Genomic DNA, 15,988 nt, shown 5'->3' with positions numbered 1-15,988 from the left:
TACAGATGCTACCCGAGACGACGGCCAGCGTGGTCCCGATAGTTGCATCGCTCGTCAGCCTCGTTGGACTGCTGCTGTTCGTCCGCGCGCTCCAGAGTCCGCGGACGCGTCGGTGGCTCGGACCCGCAGCGGACTGGTGGGAGACGCTCCGCCGGCTCGTGCTCCCGCTGCTCGACCGCGTCGCTCGCGAGCGTCTCCCGGGCGACCACTTCGCGGCTTACGAGCTGCGCCCGCGGGAGATCGTCGGCGTGATCGACGCCTCTCCCGAGGAGACCGAGCGCCTGCTCTGGGACGCCGGCTTCCGGAGGATGCCCCTGGCGGCATTGAAGCGGCTGCCCGACGGGCGCGTCGAAATCGGGAGTTGGGCGTGGCGAGAGTCGCCGCTGGCGAAGCGGCAAATCCACGTGATGCTCTTTGCCGCCGGCGAGGGCCAGACGTTAGTGGCCGCCCACGAGGAGGCGTCGGCACTCAACCCATGGGCGGCATGGGACCACTACCGTGGCGTCGGGTTGTCGGCGCAGGGGGGAGAGCGTGCGGTGAGAGAACGGCTTGACGAGAGGGTGTGGAAGGAGGGTTGAAGTAACAGGTCTGTTCGTACGAGTTTCAAGCGGTATCTCAATCGCCATTCTGATAATGTACCAAAAGACCCTTTACTGACTGACGTGTACGTGCAGGTACCGATAAAGCCGTGAGAGGGCGATGACCTCGCATAGGTGAGAAAATCACCTCGTCCATCTGGGTGAACATTCCGTACTTTGGGGACGTCACCGAGATGGGCTGGCGGGTGAGAGGCCAATCACGGTCCGGTATCATACTCGTGCAGCCTGTGTTCAAGCTGCACCAGAGAGGAATAACTCGACTCGGTGATCCGACTGTCACTAATGTTCGAAAGCCAGTCAGTACCACGTTTTAGATCTTCAGCGACGGCACCGGCAAAGCAGTCCGCGGTCTGGATCCCTCCTTCTTTCCGGGAGCCTTTGTACGTGATATCAACATCCCCGACGAAATCGGAGATGTGCTGTTTGACCGCTTCGGACTGGTTTGTTGAATTGACGCGGTCAAATGTGAATGTCGAACGGGCTTCGTTTTGTGCACCCATTTCGTGCAACACTTCGCCATAAGCGTAGCCTTCAAGAGCTAAATTCCAGTACGGGGGCAAGTCAACATTCTCGTACAACAAGTGACTCAAGTTCAGCGACAGAAGCTGTCCGCGTTCAAATTTTGCATACCCGAATTGGAGATGATCATTGTCAGACATGCACTCCATTATTCGTCTCTTCTGTACATCATCCATATTTCTCCACTTCGCCTCTGGGACGTCGTCTGCCTGGCGAACTGATTTATTCGCACACCGTGCACAAGACATCCGATCTCCCCACACCACAGCTGCAACAAAAACATCACAGTGTTCTGTGAGAAGGCTTCTCAGATCTCCAGACGCGTCCCCGAAAGCATCCATTTAGACATTCACAGCTTGTGTCGATTTGATAAAATACCCGCGATTCGACCGGATCTCGACCTGATTGCTTCCCTCGATCAATTGTTCGCGACGAACGCCACCGCCTGCGTCACCGCGTCATCGGTCCCGCTCGGCAGCCGAATCGCCTCGACGCGGTCGCCGTCCAGCGTGACGGCATCCTCGAGGAGCAACACGGCCGGGCGATCGTCCGAGTCGCCGGCGAGCTCGGCGGTCGTCTCCTGGTCGCCGACGTCAACGTCGATCCGGGCCCCGTCGTCGGTCGCGACGATCTCGACAGCGATGCGCGCCCCGTCGTTTGGATCCGGTGGACGACGCCACGTGATCGGGCCGAGCGACTCGCGGTCGCTCATCCGAATAGGAGAATGCCCGTCCCGATGGCCCAGACGAGAAACGCGGCACCTGTCAACAGTAACAGCGGCGTTGTGTATCGACCCTCGGCAGCAGCCATAGTCTCACGACTCGCAGGTGTGTGATAAACCCCGAGGAGCCGATCGGCTCACGCGCTCTCGCGCCGTTTGGGCTCAGATGTCATCCATGATTTGTTCGCGTCGCTCTCGACGCTGCTGTTCGGCTTTAATCTCTCTGACGCCGTCGACGTGGAAGTCCACCTGGATCGAGTCCCCATCATCGTCGACGGTTACGACTCGGCGGTTCTCGAGCGCCTTTGCAGCTCGCTTGGCGTGCCCTCCAGTCTCGGTGACGCCCGGGAATTCGAGAACGCGATCCATCGTTACGGGCTCTCCCTCTTCGAGGATGGCCGCCACGACCGCTCGGACGTACTTCTCGGAGACGCTCCCGTCTGACTTCGCGTCCTCGATCGCCGTCTGTACGATCTCGTCCTCAAGGAAGTCCTCGTAGTCGGTCGGCACCGACGGCTCGCCGGCGTCGGCGAGGCGCTCTTTGAGATCGGCGACGCGCTCGCGCAACCGGTCGCGCTCCTCGCGGGCCTCCGAGAGCTCACCGTCGTCCCCCTCGCCGGCTGCGACCGGCTCGACGACGTCGACGTCCACGTCGAAGGTCTCCGCGAGCCCGCGGACGTGCTCGGTCGCGCCCTCGAACGCCGCGCGGACCTCCTGCAGCTCGGCCTCGAGATCGGCAACGCGATCCTCCAGGCGTGTGACCTCCGACTCGGCGGCCTCGCGCGCCTCGCGCTCGTCGGCCAGGTCGGCCTCCAGCGCGTCGCGTTCGCCTTTCAGCTCGTCGACGCGCTCTTGGAGGTCGGCCACTCCTTCGCCGACGTCTGCGGCGGCTCCACCGCCACCCTGGAGGTTCGACAGCGCTTCGGACAGGCGCTCGGTGTCGTCGAGTTCCTGCTGCAGTTCGTCGACACGCTCCTGGAGGCGCTCGTTCTCCTCGCGGAGGCGCTCAAGTTCGTCCTCGCGCTCGGAGCGCCGCTCCTGCTCGGCCTGCACCTCCGCCTGGAGTTCGTCGAGGACGTCGGCGAGCGCGTCCGGCGTCTCGGGGAGGTCGAACGTCTCCTCGCGCGGGTCGGGCGACGAGCGCTTGCGGACCTGCGTCGGGCCAGCGAGGTCGCCCTCGGTGATCGACTCACCGAGAGCGAGGATCTCGCCAGTCGTGAGCTCGGCGAGGTCCTCCTCCGAGCAGCGCAGCGCGTCGGCGGTGCGCGCGATATCCTCGTCGCCCGGTCGGTGGGCGATGAAGTCCTGCGCGAGCTGGATCACGCCGTTGTGCAGGAACGCCCGGCGCTGGTAGCCCGCGATGATGGAGATCCCCTTGTTGCCGCCCTCGGTGCTGGCCTTGATGAGCTGACCGCGGCAGCGCTTCACCCACTCGTCCATCTGCGGCTCCGGGGCCGAGTCCTTCGGCGCGAGCCAATGGCACTCGTCGGCGACGAGCAGGCTCTTCGTCCGGTCGCCGGCGCGGTACTTCTCGTGAGCGCGGTCGTTCAGCGACCGGATCGCCGTCGCCGCGGCGAGGTGGACGCGACTCTTGTCGTCTTCGTAGTCGGCGTACGTCGAGATATCGAGCAGCACCTTCATCCCGCGGTCGAGCACCCACTCGCCGATCTGGTCGAGGTCCTCGAGGGCGACCGCCAGGTCGACACCCTCCTCTTCGCGAGCGCCGACGACGACGATGTCCTCGTCGACGAGGCGGACCGGCGCGAGCGCGCCGAGTCGCTCGACGACTAACGTCGGCACCGGGACGTCCGCCAGGTCCTCGAGGATCACCGCCAGCGTGTTGGACTTGCCCGTGCTGGAGTTCCCCTCGACGCTGAGGCGGAAGTCCTGGATCGTCACCGGGTCGAACGCGACATCGCCGAGCTCGACGGTCGAGTCGGAGGTGTCGCCGGCTCCATCGGCGAGCTGCTCCTGGGCGCTACTCATCGTCCACCTCCTCGCGAGGGTCATCGACGAATTTGAACTCCCGAGTTCCCTCGTGTATCAGCTTGACGTGGCCCGCTGCCTGGAGGATCTCCAGCCGGTTGTAGACCGAGTTTCGCGAGAAGTCGGTCTCGTCGACGAGGCGTCCCTTCGTCGCGATACCCCACGGTTCGTCACCACCCCGACCCTCTTTGAGGACATCGAGGATGGCGCGGTCGGTCCGCGTCAGGTCATCTGCGTCCATCTCGTCGATGGACTGTGCACCGTCCATGTGCAAAGTAACCCACCATGCGCACTTAGCCGTTTTGGACAGCACGGGAGTAACAAGGTGGCTATCTAACTATGCAGTATGCACAAGCTATAAGGTGGAGCCCGTTGTAGACGTAACTGAGCACGGGACGTGGCCGCCACCAAGAGGGGTGGCCCGGGGCGCTGGCACGCCCCCGACCGTGCTGGAGTCACCAGCGATGAACGCTACGACCCCGAGCCGTGAAAGGCTCACCGACCTGACCGGCGACTCGACCTACCTCGGCACCGACGCCGACGGCAACGACCACTACTGGTACAGCACGCGCCACGTCGCATGGATCGTCGACGACGACGGCGACATCCAGATGCCCCAGCGCGTCGCCGATCTCGGCGAGTACGTCGCCCACGTCCGCGACGTCGCCGGCGGCTGGGAGGACCTCCAGTACGACGGCCGCTCGATGCAGGAGCTCGTCGACGACCTCGCGGACGGCATCGAGGTGCGTGCGTGATGCGGGATCTCAACCGGAGCGCCCGGAAGAAAGTCAGCACGCTGGAGCGCGTGGCCGCCGAGCAGTTCGATTCGCCGCTGCTCCACAACACCGTCCACGACACGATCGGGCAGTCCGACAAGCTGCTCCATGTCGTCGACGTCGCCGAGCGGGCACACGCGCTCGCCGAGGATGGCTCTCAGCCGGAGTCGATCCGTGACACCGCGTTCGTCGCCGGCGAGGATCTGCTGCAAGAGACCGACGCGATCGTCGATGAGGTCATCGCCGACGAGCTCGCGAACGTCATCATCGACGACGATGCGTGGATCGACCCCTACGACGCCGACGACGTACAGGCGGCCGTCGATGAAGCGACCGAGTGGATGCGCGAGCATCGCGACGCCGCCGAGCGGGCTGGTGTCTACGACATCCTCGCCGAGAACACCGAGGTGTTCGCGTGATGGCGACGACGACCTACCGCGTCCACGGTGCCGCCGGCGTCTACACGACCGATATCGCGTGGGTCGCCGAAGCGTTCGCGACTGATGGCCTGCGCGTCACCGCGGTCACGGAGGGCTCGGCGTGAGTCTCTCCCCAGCCAACGCCCACGCAGCCGACCGCGCGCCCCACGACGAGCGCGGGACGCCCGACGACCAACTCATGCGCTGTGAGACTCACGGCGTGATCCACCGGCGCTGGGGGCGGTGTCTCGACTGCGTGCGCGCTGCCGTGGAGGGCGACCGATGACAGTCGAGTGCCACTCTTGCGGTCGTGAGTTCCAGGTAATCAATCTGCATTACAGCAAGTCGCAGTCGTGCACGTACCCCGATCTGACCGAGGAGCAGCACAATTTGCTCATCGGACTCACAATGGGGGACGGGTGCGTACAGAAAGCGCGCAGAGACGGAGGACATGCCTCGATGACCGTCTCAAGTACGAACGAGCGTTGGCTTCGGTGGCTGTTTTCGAGATTTGGAGAGCGGCTCGCGGTTGAGCCAGTGCTCAAATCAACCGGTGCAGAACTGCAAGAGAACGCCGCAAAGTACCCTAAGTTCGACAACTCTGGCGGGGAGTGGGAGTACAGCGACATCTACATGCTCCGGATCCGTGCACACCCAGCGCTAACACAGATCCGTGAGGAGTGGTATCCGGACGACACCATCCGGTACCCCTCTACGCTGGATCTCAACCCGACGATCACGAAGGCCTGGTACTGCTCGGACGGTGGGCTCTCGTGGAGCGATCGCGAGCATGCGTTCGCAGCGTTCGGGACACACAACGAAGCCGATCGTGCGGAGTTTCTCTGCCGGCTGTTCCGCATCCACGGCTTCGATCCGAACTGGAGCGAGCCACTCGTGCGGTTCGATCTCGACGGCACAAAGCAACTACTCTCGTGGATGGGCCCAGCTCCGCCTGGGTTCGAGTACAAGTGGGAGCACCGTTCACGGGAACAGTACGACGAGCTCAAGCAAGAGGTGACAGCATGAGCACGACGCCGTCAATCGAGTCGTCTCTCAACAAGCGTTCCGCTTCGGCGCTTACGTCGGCGATGGTCGTCCTCCCCACCGACGACTCTGAGCGTTTCAAAGTCGTCTCCGACTCCGGTCGAATTTACGCCGTCGATCTGCGGGCCGGGGTTTGCGACTGCCCTGATTGCCTGCATCGTGGCGTTCGGTGTCGTCACATCCGCCGCGCCGAGTACGCCAGAGGCGAGCGGACGATCCCCGCCTGGGTCGACCGCTCGCGACTCGACCCGCTGCTCGGCCAGCACGTGTCCGGCGCGCCGCGCATCGAGCGCGTCGACGGCACGACGGAGGTGCTCGAGGCGTGACCGTCGCGACCGACGCCGACGACAGCGCCGCCGGCGACCGCACCGGCGAGGCGGTTACGCGGCCCGACCGGTGGGACGCGCTCGAGCCGGGCGACGTGCTCCGCTGCACCGAGGCGCGCGATCCCGTCCGTGAGGACACCTCCGAGCTGGAGCCGGAGCTCCCGCGGTTCCGCGCGGTCGTCGACGAGCGCGACGGCGACTACGTCGCGGCCACGGTGACGCTCCGCAACCGGCACTACCGGTGTCCCGACCCTGACGACGAGCTCGCGAAGAGCATCGCGACGATGCGTGCGGACGCCCGCTGGGAGGTGTACCGATGATCCCCGAGTCGCTCATCCTCGCGCGGACCGAGTCGGACGGCGTGCGCCGGCGGACGAGGATCGAGCGCCGACCGGACGGTGCGTGGGATCTCCTCGAGGAGCGCCGCGAAGGTGGCGAGTGGGTCGGCGGTGGCAACGAGCGCGTCACCGCGGTGTGGGTCGAGGCCGATCTCCACGGCGAGTTCGGGCGTCGCGATCGCGATGGCGTCGTCGACGCGGAGGCCGGACCATGAAGAAGCCAGCCGGCCCCAGCCCGCTCGACCCGGACACGTACTACCACATCGAGGTATCACACACGCCGGTCACCGTCGACGGGATCGCGAGGGGTGAGCCGACCGGGTGGATCTGCTGCGGGATCTGTCACGGCCGCGGGCGTGGGATCGACGACATCGACCACAACCAGGTTGACGGCGACCGGTGCCGGCAGGCCTACGCCCACACGCTGTATTGGCGATACCAGGTGCTGGGCGCTGAGTGGGACGAATTCGAGTCGTTGATTTCTACCAACTCTTAAAGCGGCCGGAAGTCACCCTCCGGTTTATATCACCTCCACACGTCAGCGACGAGACGGGTATGTTGTCGGACCGACGCGTCTTCCGCGACGACTGGTTGCCGCGGCGGCTCGAGCATCGCGAGCAACCAACCGAGAAACTCTTCTCGCGCCTCTCATCGATCAGTCGGGGGTACACCGACAACGACGTCCTCATCCACGGCCCCTCCGGCGTCGGGAAAACCACCCTCGCGCGCCACTGTCTCACTCGCTACCAGGAGGAGGCCGCCCTCAACGTCGCGAAGATCCGCTGCCTCGGAAAAACGACTGGCGGGATCCTCCTGCGCGCCCTCGAGCAGCTGCCCGTCGACGGCGACGTCCACCGCGCGCTGTCCATCGACGAACGCAAGCAGCGACTCCGGTCCCTTGAGGGGCCCGCCGTCCTCCTGCTGGACGAGGCCGACGACCTCCACGAGACGGAGGTCCTCCAAGCGGTCGAGCGCGCGCCGGGCGTCGCCGCGATCGTTATCATCCACGACCTCGAGGAGTGGCTGGTCCGCCACGAGGCCGACCAGGTGGGTGGCGAGCCGTGGCACTCTCGCAACCAGATCGAGCTCACGCGATACGGCGTCGACGAGCTCGCGGACATCCTCGAGCCGCGGGCCCAGCAGGGACTCCCCCCGCAAGCGTGGGACCGCAGTACGCTCGAGCGCGTCGCCGACAAGGCAGCCGGCGCGGCCCGGCGTGGGATCCAGACGCTCCGGTATGCCGCTGTCGTCGCCGGCGAGCAGGAGGCCCGGGAGATCTCCGACCGCCACATCGAGATCGGTCGCGAGCGCGCTCGCGACGAGATCCGCAAGGCGAATCTAAACAGCCTCCCGTACCACCATCAGGTCCTCTACGCACTCATTCAAGAGGCGGGGGCGGGCGGGATCGACGCCGGCGCGCTGCACAACCGCTACGACGAGGTCACCGACGACGTCTACACGACCGACAGCCACCCGATCTCGAAGCGATCGCGCAGGAATAAGCTGCAGAAGCTCCGCGACTACGACCTCATCAACCGGATCGGCGATGGCGGCGGTGTTCGCTACGTCCCGCTCGACCCGGATCTCGAGTCGCCGGTCGACCCACTCGGGGACGTAGGTCAGGGCGCGACGCCGGAGTGATCGCGGTCTCCTACAACGCGACGAGTAGGATCCCCGCGATGAACCCCAATGCCATCATTAACAATATGAAGTTTCCGTACAGCCGCATCGCGAGGAGCGAGCCCTCGACGGCTGGGTTGTCCCGCGCGTCCGACGGGAACGAATTCTGCAGCGTGCTTCCCCGCAGCGCCAGCAGCGCCTCGGGGATCGCGATGAGGAAGAACACCCACCCGAAGAAGATGACGGCGGCGATCCCGAGGACGAGCCCGACATAGAACATCGTCTCTCGACCACGGAGCCCCCACCCGCCACCGCCCGACGACCGCCCAACGCCCGCGGGGTCGTCCCACTCGTCGTCGGCCACCGTCTCTGAGCGGCTGCGTGTCTCAGCGTCGCCCGACTTGACCATGCTCGTCGACGACGCTCCTACCTCGTGCCCGCACTCAGGGCAAAACTGCGCGGACGCATCGATCTCAGACCCGCACGAGACGCAATACTTCGTTGACGACACGGGTTCAATGCATAGTGTCGGTGCAATATACTTACTGCAACTCGACCGATGTGGGGCCGGAAATGACCCCCCGTTTTTCCGTGGTTCGGCGCGTCGGTCGGGGTGTGCCTGAGAGCAAATCGCGCCGGTCCACGTTCGAGCTCGATCTCTACGAGGCCGGGCTCGACGTGTCGACCGGCGATCGTCACGCGACGATCGAAGTCGAGGCCGACGGCGACGGCCAGTGCGTCCGGCTCTCACACGCCGGTGAGACGTGGCGCTATCGCGTTGATCACGAAGGGGTCGCCGAGCGGATCACGCCGGCGCAAGTGGTCGTCATCCCGCCGTGGGTTCGGGCGGCGCTCGAACACGTGAACGTCGACGTCGAACTGGAGGAGAGAGCGTGACGTCAGTCGGCAGAAGCGGGGACCTTACTCGGATTTCCCTCTTCAGCCTCCTCGGCGATGTCGAGCAGCTCGTTGATCACGCTGTCGAACGAGTCGTCAGGCATGGTCTTCCGGTCCTTCAGCCGACGCCACGTTTCGATCTTGATCCGGATGGACGTGTCGCCGTCTCCGTCTTCGGACATACGATGTTCTGGAAGTTGTGTGCATATATACGGTGCCCCAAGGATGCAAGTAGCTTAGGCTCCAAAGTGCTTATTATGCATGCATACATGGTGAAGTACGATGGGCGATGACACTACCGTCCGGATAAGTCGGGACACTTGGAAGCGTCTGAATGACAGGCGTGAGCCGGGTGTTTCCTTCGACGACGTGATCAACGGCCTCCTCGATGAGGTCGAGGATGCCCATCGCGATGCACCGGCACAGAACTAACGGTATCCCACGCGCCCGGCCTCAGGTCCAATTGAATCCGGCCGCGTGGGCCGCCGTCCCGATGCGAATCCCGATCAAGGATGCCAACGCAACGAGACACGCGGGATGATGCCCGCACGACGAATGAAGGTACCGACAGCGATGCTGATTGTAACACACCGGCTACTGAGACGAAAGCCGCACCTACCGCGGATGAAAACGTCGTCATCGGCGGGACCGACGAGGTCGACGTCGACGCGCCCCACACGGCGACGGCGACGCTGCACCGCGATGCGGCACCGGACGGCGTCGGCGACTTCATCTTTGCCGACTACCCCGACGCGGTCCCCGAGCACGTCCCCGGGAGCTCGCAAGGGGCGCAGGAGTGGGTCGAGGCAAAGCTCCTGGAGACGTTCGACAGCGACGGGCGTGTTCACGAGCTACTCCACACCGAGTGGGGCCGCGAGTTCGAGGAGGAGCACGGCGAGGGGGAGATCGGGGCACCCGAGGTCGCGACGATCCACCACGATGGCGAGCAGATCCTCGGCCTGGAGATCCACACCGAGGCGCTCGACAAGTGGCGGGCAGTCGCGACCGATGGCGGCGAGCGAGTCGGCGTCGACGTGGACGCCGTCGGCAAGCCCGCCGACGAGGGGACGCCGATGGGCGAGGCCGACAGCACGGCCACGGCGTCGACGCCGGGCGAGCGCGTCGGCCCGCTCGACCTCACGGCGTTCCAGACCAACATCCTCGCCATCCTCTCGGAGGAGGCGCTGTACGGGCTCGCGATCAAGCGCGCCCTCGAGGACTACTACGACACCGAGGTCAACCACGGCCGGCTGTACCCCAACCTGGACACCCTCGTCGACGAGGGGCTCGTCGCGAAGAGCGAACTCGACAAGCGGACCAATGAGTACGCGCTGACCGACGCCGGCGAGGCGGTCGTCCGCGATCGCCTGGGGTGGGTGCTCTCGCACTACGTCACCGAGCCCGAGCGCGTCGACGACGTGTACGACCTCCTGGATGTGGCCCTCGGGGGTGAGGCGTGATGTCGGGGTGTCGCAACTGCGGCTCCCCGACGTCGAATCGGCTGTGCCGCCCCTGCGAGCGCGACGCCCGCGCCAGCGAGGGGTCGCTCGTCGACGCTCCCCCCGAGCTGCTCGAGTGTGAGCTCTCCTGGACCGGCATCAAAGCCCCGAGCCAGGAGGGCAACACCGTGCTCCCCGACTGGCAGCCGCTCATCGACCGCCGGGGTGACCGGGCGTGAGCGCCGACTCGCTCCCGCCGTCGTTCGAGGCGTTCGTCGCCGGCGACGGGTCGTGTACGGGGTGTGGTGAGCGAGTCTCGGAGCGCTGGCTCGTCGACGGCGAGTGTCCCGGCTGCCGGTACGGGGGTGGTGCCTGATGGAGCACCTGGACGCCTACCCGCGCTGGGGCGGTGGTCTCGTGTTCGACGCCGGCGGCGACGCCTGGATCGGCAGTAGCCTCACGGTCGACCTGACGGAGGTGGCCTGATGGCGACCACCGACGAGGCCGACACGCTCAGCCTCCCGGTCGCGCTCGAGCGGACTGCCCAGGTCGTCGACCAGCTCCAAGCGCTCGGCATCGACGTCGACGAGGTCGACCATGCCGTGGCCGCCGGCGACGGTCGCGCCGCTCGCGTGCAGCTCACGCTGACTATCCCCGCCGAGGCCGACCTGGAGGCCCACTCCGAGACCCAGCCGGAGGCCAACGCGGAGGACGGCTCGGAGCCCCACCGGCTCGCGGGGGCGATGCCGGCGTCGAGTGACGGTCGCGTCGACGACGACGGCCGTCCCGTCCTCTTCGAGGCCGAGTCCGGGCGCGATGAGGCGGTTGATAAAGCGGATGACGGTGTATCAAACGGCGATCGCGAGAGGGAGGACGCGCCCTCGGAGGCGGCGGCCAAGCCGCGAGAACTATCGCTGGACACCACCGAGTCCGCCGTTGTCGAGCGATCCGACAGCCGGATCGAGCCGGTCGCGACGGGGAGTGAGGAGGTTGCCGACGCGGACGATCGCGGCGATACTACCGACGGCGACGCCGTCGACGGGCGGCCGCTCCCCGACGGCGAGGAGCTGGACCACACCGACGAGGCCCACCTCCGGTGGGCGTACGACGCTCACGACACGATCAAGGAGGCCACCGCGGAGTTCGGAGTCAGCTACCACACCGTCCGTAGCCGCCTCGTACAGCACGACATCCACGTTACTGCGGGCGACATCCGGGGTCAGATCCTCGCCGTGCTTGAGGAGCGCGGGGAGTCGACCACCGACGAGATCAGCCAGGAGCTGGAGACATCCTCGAGCTACTACCGCAAGGTGCTGCGAGAACTCGTCGACGACGGCCGCGTCTCGACGCGGAAAGATCCCGAGGACGGTCGCCGGGTGCTCTACCGACTCGCCGAGACCAACGAGAGCGTCGACGAGACCTCCGGCCCCACTCCGGAGCCACGGTCCGTCGACTGGGACGCCCTCGAGCCGGCCGTCGTTGATCACGATGGCCCGCTGCTCGATGAGGAGCCGCAGCCGGACGGCGACGATGCCGACGGCGACGACGACGGTGAGGAGAAGGCGTGGCCCTACCGCAAGCTCGACGAGTCGCGGATGTCCGCGCGGGTCGGGCTCCCGGAGGTCCTCGACGCCGTCGAGTCAGAGGGCCCCAGCGCGTGGACGAGCTATGTCGCCGCCGAGCTCGGCGTCAGCGATAACGAGGCACGCGATGCGCTATCGCTACTCGGTCTCAAGCAAGAGGGTAGCTCGAAGCTGCTCGAGAAGCCCGCTTTGGGTGAGCAGATCGCGGAGATCCGCGAGGAGGTGACCGCCTGATGCCCCGGGTCACGCTCCGCCTCTCGAAGGACGACTTGGAGGCCGTCGACGAGCTCGCGGACACGTCGGACTTTCGCGACCGCAGCGACGTGCTGCGTAGCGGGGTCAACCGAGTCCTCGACGACTACGGCGTCGACCGGCCGATGACCGACGGTGGTGAGGACATCGACGGCGAGCAGTCCCCCGAGCCCGTCTCGCCGTGGGACGACCCGCGGTCGCACCGGCGAGAGACTGCGTGGCTCCTGCTCATGGGAGCCGCCTGGTGCCTTGTGGGCGTCGGTGTGGCGAGGCCCGTTGCGGCGACCGCTGTCAGCCTGGTTGTGACCATCGTATGGCTGTTTGCCGGACAGGCGGCGAACAACCAGGCCTACCGTGACCTGGTGACCGATCTGTCGCAGGCGATCTACGACGGCAATCTCGACGGTGACGACCTCCGCCGGGCGCGGGGGTACCGTGATGTCGAGGACGCCCTCGAACGGTACGGAGGCGACCGATGAGCGGGCGGTCGTACGAGGGCCCCGCGCTCGACGGCACCGTCCAGTACATCACCGAGCGGCCGGCCGCGCTGGGGAGTGACGGCGAGACCGTCGACGCGACGCCCGACCCCGCCGGTCGCGAGGAGACCGTCGGCGTGCCCGAGCTCGAGGCCGCCGGCGACGTGGAGCGCCCGGACACACGCGGGCAGACGACGTGGACTGACTGGGGGTGTGGCGATGGCGAGTAGCGCCGACCCCGAGGGCATGGGCCCCGCCCACCTCACCGGCCACGCTCGCGACCAGTGGGATGACCGTACGCCCCCGGACACGATCGACCCCTGGCATGCACTCGCCCTCTCGACGCACATCCGAGGGCTCCACCGACACTCGTGGATCCGCGGACAGGGCGACCACAAAGCCAGCGCCGTCTACGGATACGGCGGCGTCGCCTGGTGCGGCGTCGAGTACTACGTCGTCTTCCTCGAGGTCGACCAGCCCGACGGGAGCTCGGCGATCGTGACGGCGTACCAGCCCGAGCACTACCAGGTGTACGATCGGGTCGTCCGCGAGGTCGAGCGGGCGGGCGGCCCCATTGACGAGGCGCAGTACAGCCCGCACAACGAGCACATCGCGACCTTTTATCACCATGACTGAGGCGACCACCCCACCCACGACCCACGAGCCGAGCGACGAGGACGAAGAGCTGTTCGACCGGCTCTACGAGCGCTACCAGGACACCGACGAGGAGGTCGCGCGGATCTGCGAGCTCGCCCGTCAGTCGTTCGCGTCCGACAGCGAGGAGGCCAACTGATGCAGGTCGTCCTTGTCCATCATGTTCGGCTTCTTTCGGAGCGTCCGAGCGCCGGTGAGCAACTCCCGGTCTCCGTGCTCGAGCGCCTTGTCTTCCATCCGCTCGGTGACGCGGTCGAGCAGCTCCTTCGCCTCGAGATCGAGCGAGAAGTTGCAGTGGATGCAGTAGTCCTTCCCCGACGGCGTCTTCAGTTCGCATCGGGGGCAGGGGACCGGCGGGACTTCCTCGGCCTCGGGTTCCTCGTCGATATCGACGCCGTGCATCGCCGCGTACTGCTTCTCCTGGGTCTCGCCAGAGAACTTCGCGACGTAGCGGCCGATCACGACGGAGCCGCGGGCGCGACCCTGCCGGTCCTCGATGAACGCCTGGGACTTCTCGCGCGTAGAGAGCCAGTAGGCGTTCGACTTCCGGAGGTTCGTGGGCGTGACCGGCTTGTCGATGTCGGCGCGCGCAGCGGACTCCTTGAAGCACTGGAGGTACCGCTGGTAGGAGACGGCCTCGGGCGTGTTCAACTTCGACCACAGCGGATCGTCGCCGTCGCCGGGGTGCTCGGCGAGCCATCGCTTCACGAACGGGACGGCTTTGATGAGGTGGACGTCGTGCTCGCCGCGCTTCCCGTCGACGCGGACCTTCATCGAGTGCTCGCCATCGGTGATGTCGTCGACAGCGAGTTCGAACAGCTCCCCGCCGCGGAATCCACCCTCGAACTGGAGCATGATGAGCGCCCGGTCGCGGGGGTTGCGGGCGGCCTCGGCCATCGCCTCGGCCTCCTCGAGGGTGAGCATGTCAGCCTCGTCGGGCTCAGGCTGGTAGTCGCGAGTGGTCTTCGTCGAGATCCAGTCGTGGGTGTCGGGGACCTCGTCGCCGCGGGTGATGTGCTTCGCGACGAGGCGGAACGCGACGCGGTAGTCGCGGTTTGTCTCCTGGCTGCCGTCCTCGACGTCGTACGTGTCGTGGATCCAGCGGACGGCCGCCTTCGCGGCGTCCTTCGCGGCGTAGAAGGCGTCGCTCTCCTCGTCGACGTCCTCCTCGAGGATACTCTCGTGGATGCACGTGTCGGCGTTCTCGCTGATGCGGACGGTGTGTCGGAGGAGCTTCTCGTGTCGGTGATGCCCGTAGTCCTCCCGCCGGATCTTCAGCTCGTCGCTGAAGTCGAGGAGGAGATCTCGGTCGTCTTCGCAGCCGCCGCGGTCTCCGGAGCGGAGTTGCTCGCGGAGGGTGTCGACGGCCCGGCTGGGGTCTCCTGGCATGAGGCTAGGCGCGGCGCTTGGGATGGTAAAGGTTTGGTTCAAATCCCTCCACCGGCTCTCCTGCCGAACGAAATGAGGCCAAGGAGCCTCGCGTGGAGAGATGTGAGGTAGATCGGGCGAACGAAGCGAGTCCGGGCGTGGTTCATGATCCCTCCACCAGTTTGCGCCTCGGAGACTACATATCGAGTCCGAGGATCCCAGCAACCGCTGTCGCGATCTCGTCTGTCGTCTCCGCCGTGAGCCGCCCGAGACGATCGCTGATGGTCGTGTCTTTGACCGTCAGAACGTACCACGGTGACGCCCAACTCGGCTTCGGCGCGCCGCCCTCGGCCCACGTCTCCGGTGGGAGCGCGACCGCTCGCTCGCGCTCGGTCGTCGTCACGCCGACCACAACGTACTCCTCGCCGTAGAACGGGTGGTCGTCGTCACTCAGGACGACGTAGGGTCGCCCGCCGTCTCGAAACGGTGCCGGATGCCACACCACGTCGCCGCGCGTGTGCGGAGCCATCCGGCGCTACTGCCCCGTGTCAGCGGCCTCGCGCCACTCGTCGCGGTCCTCGGTTCCCTCGCGCTCGGCGACGGCGTCGAGCGACGACAGCATCCCGAGATACCCACCGACGCGGTCGTCGTCCCCGATGGCCCAGTACGGTTCCGCGTGACGGACCAACTGGCGTTCCTCGAGGCGTTGGAGTGTCTTGCCGACCGACCCGCGCGTCACGCCGGTCGCCTCGTGGATCTCCTTCGGGGTGAACCCCTGTTCGGGATGCTCGGCGAGGAACGACAGTATCGTGTGAGCGTTCGACCCCTCGCGAAGCGTCCAGTCGAAGCCGTCACCGTCACTCGATTCGCGGTAGTCCTCGAACTCGACGGGCATCGTATGTCAAAGCTCGTCATTGAATGTCATAAGCGTACCGCCCGACCCCCCTCGTGTGGCGACGGAACGATACTGA

General features: G+C 66.2%; 30 protein-coding genes. 21 read left to right on the top strand and 9 right to left on the bottom strand.

What is annotated here, in order from left to right; all coding sequences use genetic code 11:
- Positions 1–29 precede the first annotated feature (29 nt).
- Entirely contained in the window at positions 30–578 is a 549-nt protein-coding gene (locus Hbl1158_RS02860; protein WP_234298568.1) for a hypothetical protein, read from the top strand.
- A gap of 218 nt (positions 579–796) precedes the next feature.
- Here the strand turns inward: Hbl1158_RS02860 and Hbl1158_RS02855 are convergent, their stop codons facing one another.
- From Hbl1158_RS02855 to Hbl1158_RS02840, 4 genes are all read right to left on the bottom strand, one after another.
- Positions 797–1,258 carry a hypothetical protein gene (locus tag Hbl1158_RS02855; protein ID WP_234298567.1) on the bottom strand — a complete coding sequence of 154 codons (462 nt, stop codon included), beginning with the start codon at positions 1,256–1,258 and terminating at the stop codon, positions 797–799.
- A 278-nt stretch (positions 1,259–1,536) separates the two neighbouring features.
- Positions 1,537–1,830 (bottom strand): hypothetical protein, encoded by a 294-nt coding sequence (locus Hbl1158_RS02850; protein ID WP_234298566.1) that lies wholly within the window; start codon positions 1,828–1,830, stop codon positions 1,537–1,539.
- A 171-nt stretch (positions 1,831–2,001) separates the two neighbouring features.
- Positions 2,002–3,825, bottom strand: coding sequence for a hypothetical protein (locus Hbl1158_RS02845; RefSeq protein ID WP_234298565.1), 1,824 nt, complete (start codon positions 3,823–3,825; stop codon positions 2,002–2,004).
- Positions 3,818–4,093 (bottom strand): ArsR family transcriptional regulator, encoded by a 276-nt coding sequence (locus Hbl1158_RS02840; RefSeq protein WP_234298564.1) that lies wholly within the window; start codon positions 4,091–4,093, stop codon positions 3,818–3,820. The genes Hbl1158_RS02845 and Hbl1158_RS02840 overlap by 8 nt, the downstream gene beginning before the upstream one ends.
- Positions 4,094–4,289: 196 nt before the next feature.
- Here Hbl1158_RS02840 and Hbl1158_RS02835 point away from each other — a divergent pair, with 196 nt between their 5' ends.
- Genes Hbl1158_RS02835 through Hbl1158_RS02795 form a run of 10 tightly spaced genes read left to right on the top strand, consistent with a single transcriptional unit; the run spans position 4,290 to position 8,369 of the window.
- A complete protein-coding gene (locus Hbl1158_RS02835; protein ID WP_234298563.1) occupies positions 4,290–4,580 on the top strand; it encodes a hypothetical protein in 291 nt (96 codons plus the stop codon).
- Positions 4,580–5,020, top strand: coding sequence for a hypothetical protein (locus Hbl1158_RS02830; protein ID WP_234298562.1), 441 nt, complete (start codon positions 4,580–4,582; stop codon positions 5,018–5,020). The genes Hbl1158_RS02835 and Hbl1158_RS02830 overlap by 1 nt, the downstream gene beginning before the upstream one ends.
- The gene (locus Hbl1158_RS17135; RefSeq protein ID WP_255764138.1) at positions 5,020–5,145 is read left to right on the top strand and encodes a hypothetical protein; all 126 of its coding nucleotides are present in this window, start codon (positions 5,020–5,022) and stop codon (positions 5,143–5,145) included. The genes Hbl1158_RS02830 and Hbl1158_RS17135 overlap by 1 nt, the downstream gene beginning before the upstream one ends.
- Positions 5,142–5,306, top strand: a complete 165-nt coding sequence (locus Hbl1158_RS02825; RefSeq protein ID WP_234298561.1) for a hypothetical protein — start codon at positions 5,142–5,144, stop codon at positions 5,304–5,306. Before Hbl1158_RS17135 ends, Hbl1158_RS02825 begins: the two co-directional genes overlap by 4 nt.
- Complete coding sequence (locus Hbl1158_RS02820; protein WP_255764137.1) at positions 5,303–6,046, top strand: hypothetical protein; 744 nt, start codon at positions 5,303–5,305, stop codon at positions 6,044–6,046. Before Hbl1158_RS02825 ends, Hbl1158_RS02820 begins: the two co-directional genes overlap by 4 nt.
- Positions 6,043–6,390 (top strand): hypothetical protein, encoded by a 348-nt coding sequence (locus Hbl1158_RS02815; protein ID WP_234298560.1) that lies wholly within the window; start codon positions 6,043–6,045, stop codon positions 6,388–6,390. Before Hbl1158_RS02820 ends, Hbl1158_RS02815 begins: the two co-directional genes overlap by 4 nt.
- Entirely contained in the window at positions 6,387–6,710 is a 324-nt protein-coding gene (locus Hbl1158_RS02810; RefSeq protein ID WP_234298559.1) for a hypothetical protein, read from the top strand. Before Hbl1158_RS02815 ends, Hbl1158_RS02810 begins: the two co-directional genes overlap by 4 nt.
- Positions 6,707–6,943 (top strand): hypothetical protein, encoded by a 237-nt coding sequence (locus Hbl1158_RS02805; RefSeq protein WP_234298558.1) that lies wholly within the window; start codon positions 6,707–6,709, stop codon positions 6,941–6,943. The genes Hbl1158_RS02810 and Hbl1158_RS02805 overlap by 4 nt, the downstream gene beginning before the upstream one ends.
- Positions 6,940–7,224, top strand: a complete 285-nt coding sequence (locus Hbl1158_RS02800; RefSeq protein WP_234298557.1) for a hypothetical protein — start codon at positions 6,940–6,942, stop codon at positions 7,222–7,224. Before Hbl1158_RS02805 ends, Hbl1158_RS02800 begins: the two co-directional genes overlap by 4 nt.
- 59 nt (positions 7,225–7,283) lie before the next feature.
- Positions 7,284–8,369: an AAA family ATPase gene (locus tag Hbl1158_RS02795; RefSeq protein ID WP_234298556.1), complete on the top strand. Its 1,086-nt coding sequence runs from the start codon at positions 7,284–7,286 to the stop codon at positions 8,367–8,369.
- 10 nt (positions 8,370–8,379) lie between these two features.
- Here the strand turns inward: Hbl1158_RS02795 and Hbl1158_RS02790 are convergent, their stop codons facing one another.
- Positions 8,380–8,757, bottom strand: coding sequence for a hypothetical protein (locus Hbl1158_RS02790; RefSeq protein WP_234298555.1), 378 nt, complete (start codon positions 8,755–8,757; stop codon positions 8,380–8,382).
- Between the two features lie 206 nt (positions 8,758–8,963).
- Between Hbl1158_RS02790 and Hbl1158_RS02785 the strand changes: the two genes are divergently transcribed.
- The gene (locus tag Hbl1158_RS02785; RefSeq protein ID WP_234298554.1) at positions 8,964–9,245 is read left to right on the top strand and encodes a hypothetical protein; all 282 of its coding nucleotides are present in this window, start codon (positions 8,964–8,966) and stop codon (positions 9,243–9,245) included.
- Between the two features lie 2 nt (positions 9,246–9,247).
- Here Hbl1158_RS02785 and Hbl1158_RS02780 read toward each other — a convergent pair whose 3' ends face one another.
- Positions 9,248–9,427: a hypothetical protein gene (locus tag Hbl1158_RS02780; RefSeq protein WP_234298553.1), complete on the bottom strand. Its 180-nt coding sequence runs from the start codon at positions 9,425–9,427 to the stop codon at positions 9,248–9,250.
- Between the two features lie 100 nt (positions 9,428–9,527).
- Here Hbl1158_RS02780 and Hbl1158_RS02775 point away from each other — a divergent pair, with 100 nt between their 5' ends.
- From Hbl1158_RS02775 to Hbl1158_RS02735, 9 genes are all read left to right on the top strand, one after another.
- Positions 9,528–9,677, top strand: coding sequence for an antitoxin VapB family protein (locus tag Hbl1158_RS02775; protein ID WP_234298552.1), 150 nt, complete (start codon positions 9,528–9,530; stop codon positions 9,675–9,677).
- 641 nt (positions 9,678–10,318) lie between these two features.
- Positions 10,319–10,705, top strand: coding sequence for a PadR family transcriptional regulator (locus tag Hbl1158_RS02770; RefSeq protein WP_234299454.1), 387 nt, complete (start codon positions 10,319–10,321; stop codon positions 10,703–10,705).
- Positions 10,705–10,923, top strand: coding sequence for a hypothetical protein (locus Hbl1158_RS02765; protein ID WP_234298551.1), 219 nt, complete (start codon positions 10,705–10,707; stop codon positions 10,921–10,923). Before Hbl1158_RS02770 ends, Hbl1158_RS02765 begins: the two co-directional genes overlap by 1 nt.
- Positions 10,920–11,060 (top strand): hypothetical protein, encoded by a 141-nt coding sequence (locus tag Hbl1158_RS02760; RefSeq protein WP_234298550.1) that lies wholly within the window; start codon positions 10,920–10,922, stop codon positions 11,058–11,060. Before Hbl1158_RS02765 ends, Hbl1158_RS02760 begins: the two co-directional genes overlap by 4 nt.
- Before the next feature lie 109 nt (positions 11,061–11,169).
- Positions 11,170–12,501 carry a winged helix-turn-helix domain-containing protein gene (locus Hbl1158_RS02755; RefSeq protein ID WP_234298549.1) on the top strand — a complete coding sequence of 444 codons (1,332 nt, stop codon included), beginning with the start codon at positions 11,170–11,172 and terminating at the stop codon, positions 12,499–12,501.
- Positions 12,501–12,998 carry a ribbon-helix-helix domain-containing protein gene (locus tag Hbl1158_RS02750; RefSeq protein WP_234298548.1) on the top strand — a complete coding sequence of 166 codons (498 nt, stop codon included), beginning with the start codon at positions 12,501–12,503 and terminating at the stop codon, positions 12,996–12,998. The genes Hbl1158_RS02755 and Hbl1158_RS02750 overlap by 1 nt, the downstream gene beginning before the upstream one ends.
- A complete protein-coding gene (locus Hbl1158_RS02745) occupies positions 12,995–13,225 on the top strand; it encodes a hypothetical protein (protein ID WP_234298547.1) in 231 nt (76 codons plus the stop codon). Before Hbl1158_RS02750 ends, Hbl1158_RS02745 begins: the two co-directional genes overlap by 4 nt.
- Positions 13,215–13,631, top strand: coding sequence for a hypothetical protein (locus tag Hbl1158_RS02740; protein WP_234298546.1), 417 nt, complete (start codon positions 13,215–13,217; stop codon positions 13,629–13,631). Before Hbl1158_RS02745 ends, Hbl1158_RS02740 begins: the two co-directional genes overlap by 11 nt.
- Positions 13,624–13,788 (top strand): kinesin, encoded by a 165-nt coding sequence (locus Hbl1158_RS02735; protein ID WP_234298545.1) that lies wholly within the window; start codon positions 13,624–13,626, stop codon positions 13,786–13,788. Before Hbl1158_RS02740 ends, Hbl1158_RS02735 begins: the two co-directional genes overlap by 8 nt.
- On the opposite strand, the gene Hbl1158_RS02730 is transcribed toward Hbl1158_RS02735, so the two are convergent.
- The 3 genes from Hbl1158_RS02730 to Hbl1158_RS02720 form a co-directional block, all read right to left on the bottom strand.
- Complete coding sequence (locus Hbl1158_RS02730; RefSeq protein WP_234298544.1) at positions 13,752–15,038, bottom strand: tyrosine-type recombinase/integrase; 1,287 nt, start codon at positions 15,036–15,038, stop codon at positions 13,752–13,754. The genes Hbl1158_RS02735 and Hbl1158_RS02730 overlap by 37 nt on opposite strands.
- A 175-nt stretch (positions 15,039–15,213) precedes the next feature.
- Positions 15,214–15,546 (bottom strand): type II toxin-antitoxin system PemK/MazF family toxin, encoded by a 333-nt coding sequence (locus Hbl1158_RS02725; protein ID WP_234298543.1) that lies wholly within the window; start codon positions 15,544–15,546, stop codon positions 15,214–15,216.
- Between the two features lie 6 nt (positions 15,547–15,552).
- Positions 15,553–15,912 carry a helix-turn-helix domain-containing protein gene (locus Hbl1158_RS02720; protein WP_234298542.1) on the bottom strand — a complete coding sequence of 120 codons (360 nt, stop codon included), beginning with the start codon at positions 15,910–15,912 and terminating at the stop codon, positions 15,553–15,555.
- Positions 15,913–15,988 lie beyond the last annotated feature (76 nt).

It is taken from the genome of Halobaculum sp. CBA1158, assembly GCF_021431925.1.
Lineage (GTDB): Archaea > Halobacteriota > Halobacteria > Halobacteriales > Haloferacaceae > Halobaculum.
The sequence above is the reverse complement of the archived record's forward strand: the minus strand, read 5'-3'. Positions and strand labels throughout refer to the sequence as shown.

Excerpts from the sequence above, each read along its gene's own strand:
- Hbl1158_RS02855 (WP_234298567.1), bottom strand. The coding sequence starts at position 1,258 with ATGTCTGACAATGATCATCTCCAATTCGGGTATGCAAAATTTGAACGC.
- Hbl1158_RS02850 (WP_234298566.1), bottom strand. The coding sequence starts at position 1,830 with ATGAGCGACCGCGAGTCGCTCGGCCCGATCACGTGGCGTCGTCCACCG.
- Hbl1158_RS02845 (WP_234298565.1), bottom strand. The coding sequence starts at position 3,825 with ATGAGTAGCGCCCAGGAGCAGCTCGCCGATGGAGCCGGCGACACCTCC.
- Hbl1158_RS02840 (WP_234298564.1), bottom strand. The coding sequence starts at position 4,093 with ATGGACGGTGCACAGTCCATCGACGAGATGGACGCAGATGACCTGACG.
- Hbl1158_RS02835 (WP_234298563.1), top strand. The coding sequence starts at position 4,290 with ATGAACGCTACGACCCCGAGCCGTGAAAGGCTCACCGACCTGACCGGC.
- Hbl1158_RS02830 (WP_234298562.1), top strand. The coding sequence starts at position 4,580 with ATGCGGGATCTCAACCGGAGCGCCCGGAAGAAAGTCAGCACGCTGGAG.
- Hbl1158_RS17135 (WP_255764138.1), top strand. The coding sequence starts at position 5,020 with ATGGCGACGACGACCTACCGCGTCCACGGTGCCGCCGGCGTCTACACG.
- Hbl1158_RS02820 (WP_255764137.1), top strand. The coding sequence starts at position 5,303 with ATGACAGTCGAGTGCCACTCTTGCGGTCGTGAGTTCCAGGTAATCAAT.
- Hbl1158_RS02815 (WP_234298560.1), top strand. The coding sequence starts at position 6,043 with ATGAGCACGACGCCGTCAATCGAGTCGTCTCTCAACAAGCGTTCCGCT.
- Hbl1158_RS02805 (WP_234298558.1), top strand. The coding sequence starts at position 6,707 with ATGATCCCCGAGTCGCTCATCCTCGCGCGGACCGAGTCGGACGGCGTG.
- Hbl1158_RS02800 (WP_234298557.1), top strand. The coding sequence starts at position 6,940 with ATGAAGAAGCCAGCCGGCCCCAGCCCGCTCGACCCGGACACGTACTAC.
- Hbl1158_RS02795 (WP_234298556.1), top strand. The coding sequence starts at position 7,284 with ATGTTGTCGGACCGACGCGTCTTCCGCGACGACTGGTTGCCGCGGCGG.
- Hbl1158_RS02790 (WP_234298555.1), bottom strand. The coding sequence starts at position 8,757 with ATGGTCAAGTCGGGCGACGCTGAGACACGCAGCCGCTCAGAGACGGTG.
- Hbl1158_RS02780 (WP_234298553.1), bottom strand. The coding sequence starts at position 9,427 with ATGTCCGAAGACGGAGACGGCGACACGTCCATCCGGATCAAGATCGAA.
- Hbl1158_RS02775 (WP_234298552.1), top strand. The coding sequence starts at position 9,528 with ATGGGCGATGACACTACCGTCCGGATAAGTCGGGACACTTGGAAGCGT.
- Hbl1158_RS02770 (WP_234299454.1), top strand. The coding sequence starts at position 10,319 with ATGGGCGAGGCCGACAGCACGGCCACGGCGTCGACGCCGGGCGAGCGC.
- Hbl1158_RS02765 (WP_234298551.1), top strand. The coding sequence starts at position 10,705 with ATGTCGGGGTGTCGCAACTGCGGCTCCCCGACGTCGAATCGGCTGTGC.
- Hbl1158_RS02755 (WP_234298549.1), top strand. The coding sequence starts at position 11,170 with ATGGCGACCACCGACGAGGCCGACACGCTCAGCCTCCCGGTCGCGCTC.
- Hbl1158_RS02750 (WP_234298548.1), top strand. The coding sequence starts at position 12,501 with ATGCCCCGGGTCACGCTCCGCCTCTCGAAGGACGACTTGGAGGCCGTC.
- Hbl1158_RS02745 (WP_234298547.1), top strand. The coding sequence starts at position 12,995 with ATGAGCGGGCGGTCGTACGAGGGCCCCGCGCTCGACGGCACCGTCCAG.
- Hbl1158_RS02740 (WP_234298546.1), top strand. The coding sequence starts at position 13,215 with ATGGCGAGTAGCGCCGACCCCGAGGGCATGGGCCCCGCCCACCTCACC.
- Hbl1158_RS02735 (WP_234298545.1), top strand. The coding sequence starts at position 13,624 with ATGACTGAGGCGACCACCCCACCCACGACCCACGAGCCGAGCGACGAG.
- Hbl1158_RS02730 (WP_234298544.1), bottom strand. The coding sequence starts at position 15,038 with ATGCCAGGAGACCCCAGCCGGGCCGTCGACACCCTCCGCGAGCAACTC.
- Hbl1158_RS02725 (WP_234298543.1), bottom strand. The coding sequence starts at position 15,546 with ATGGCTCCGCACACGCGCGGCGACGTGGTGTGGCATCCGGCACCGTTT.
- Hbl1158_RS02720 (WP_234298542.1), bottom strand. The coding sequence starts at position 15,912 with ATGCCCGTCGAGTTCGAGGACTACCGCGAATCGAGTGACGGTGACGGC.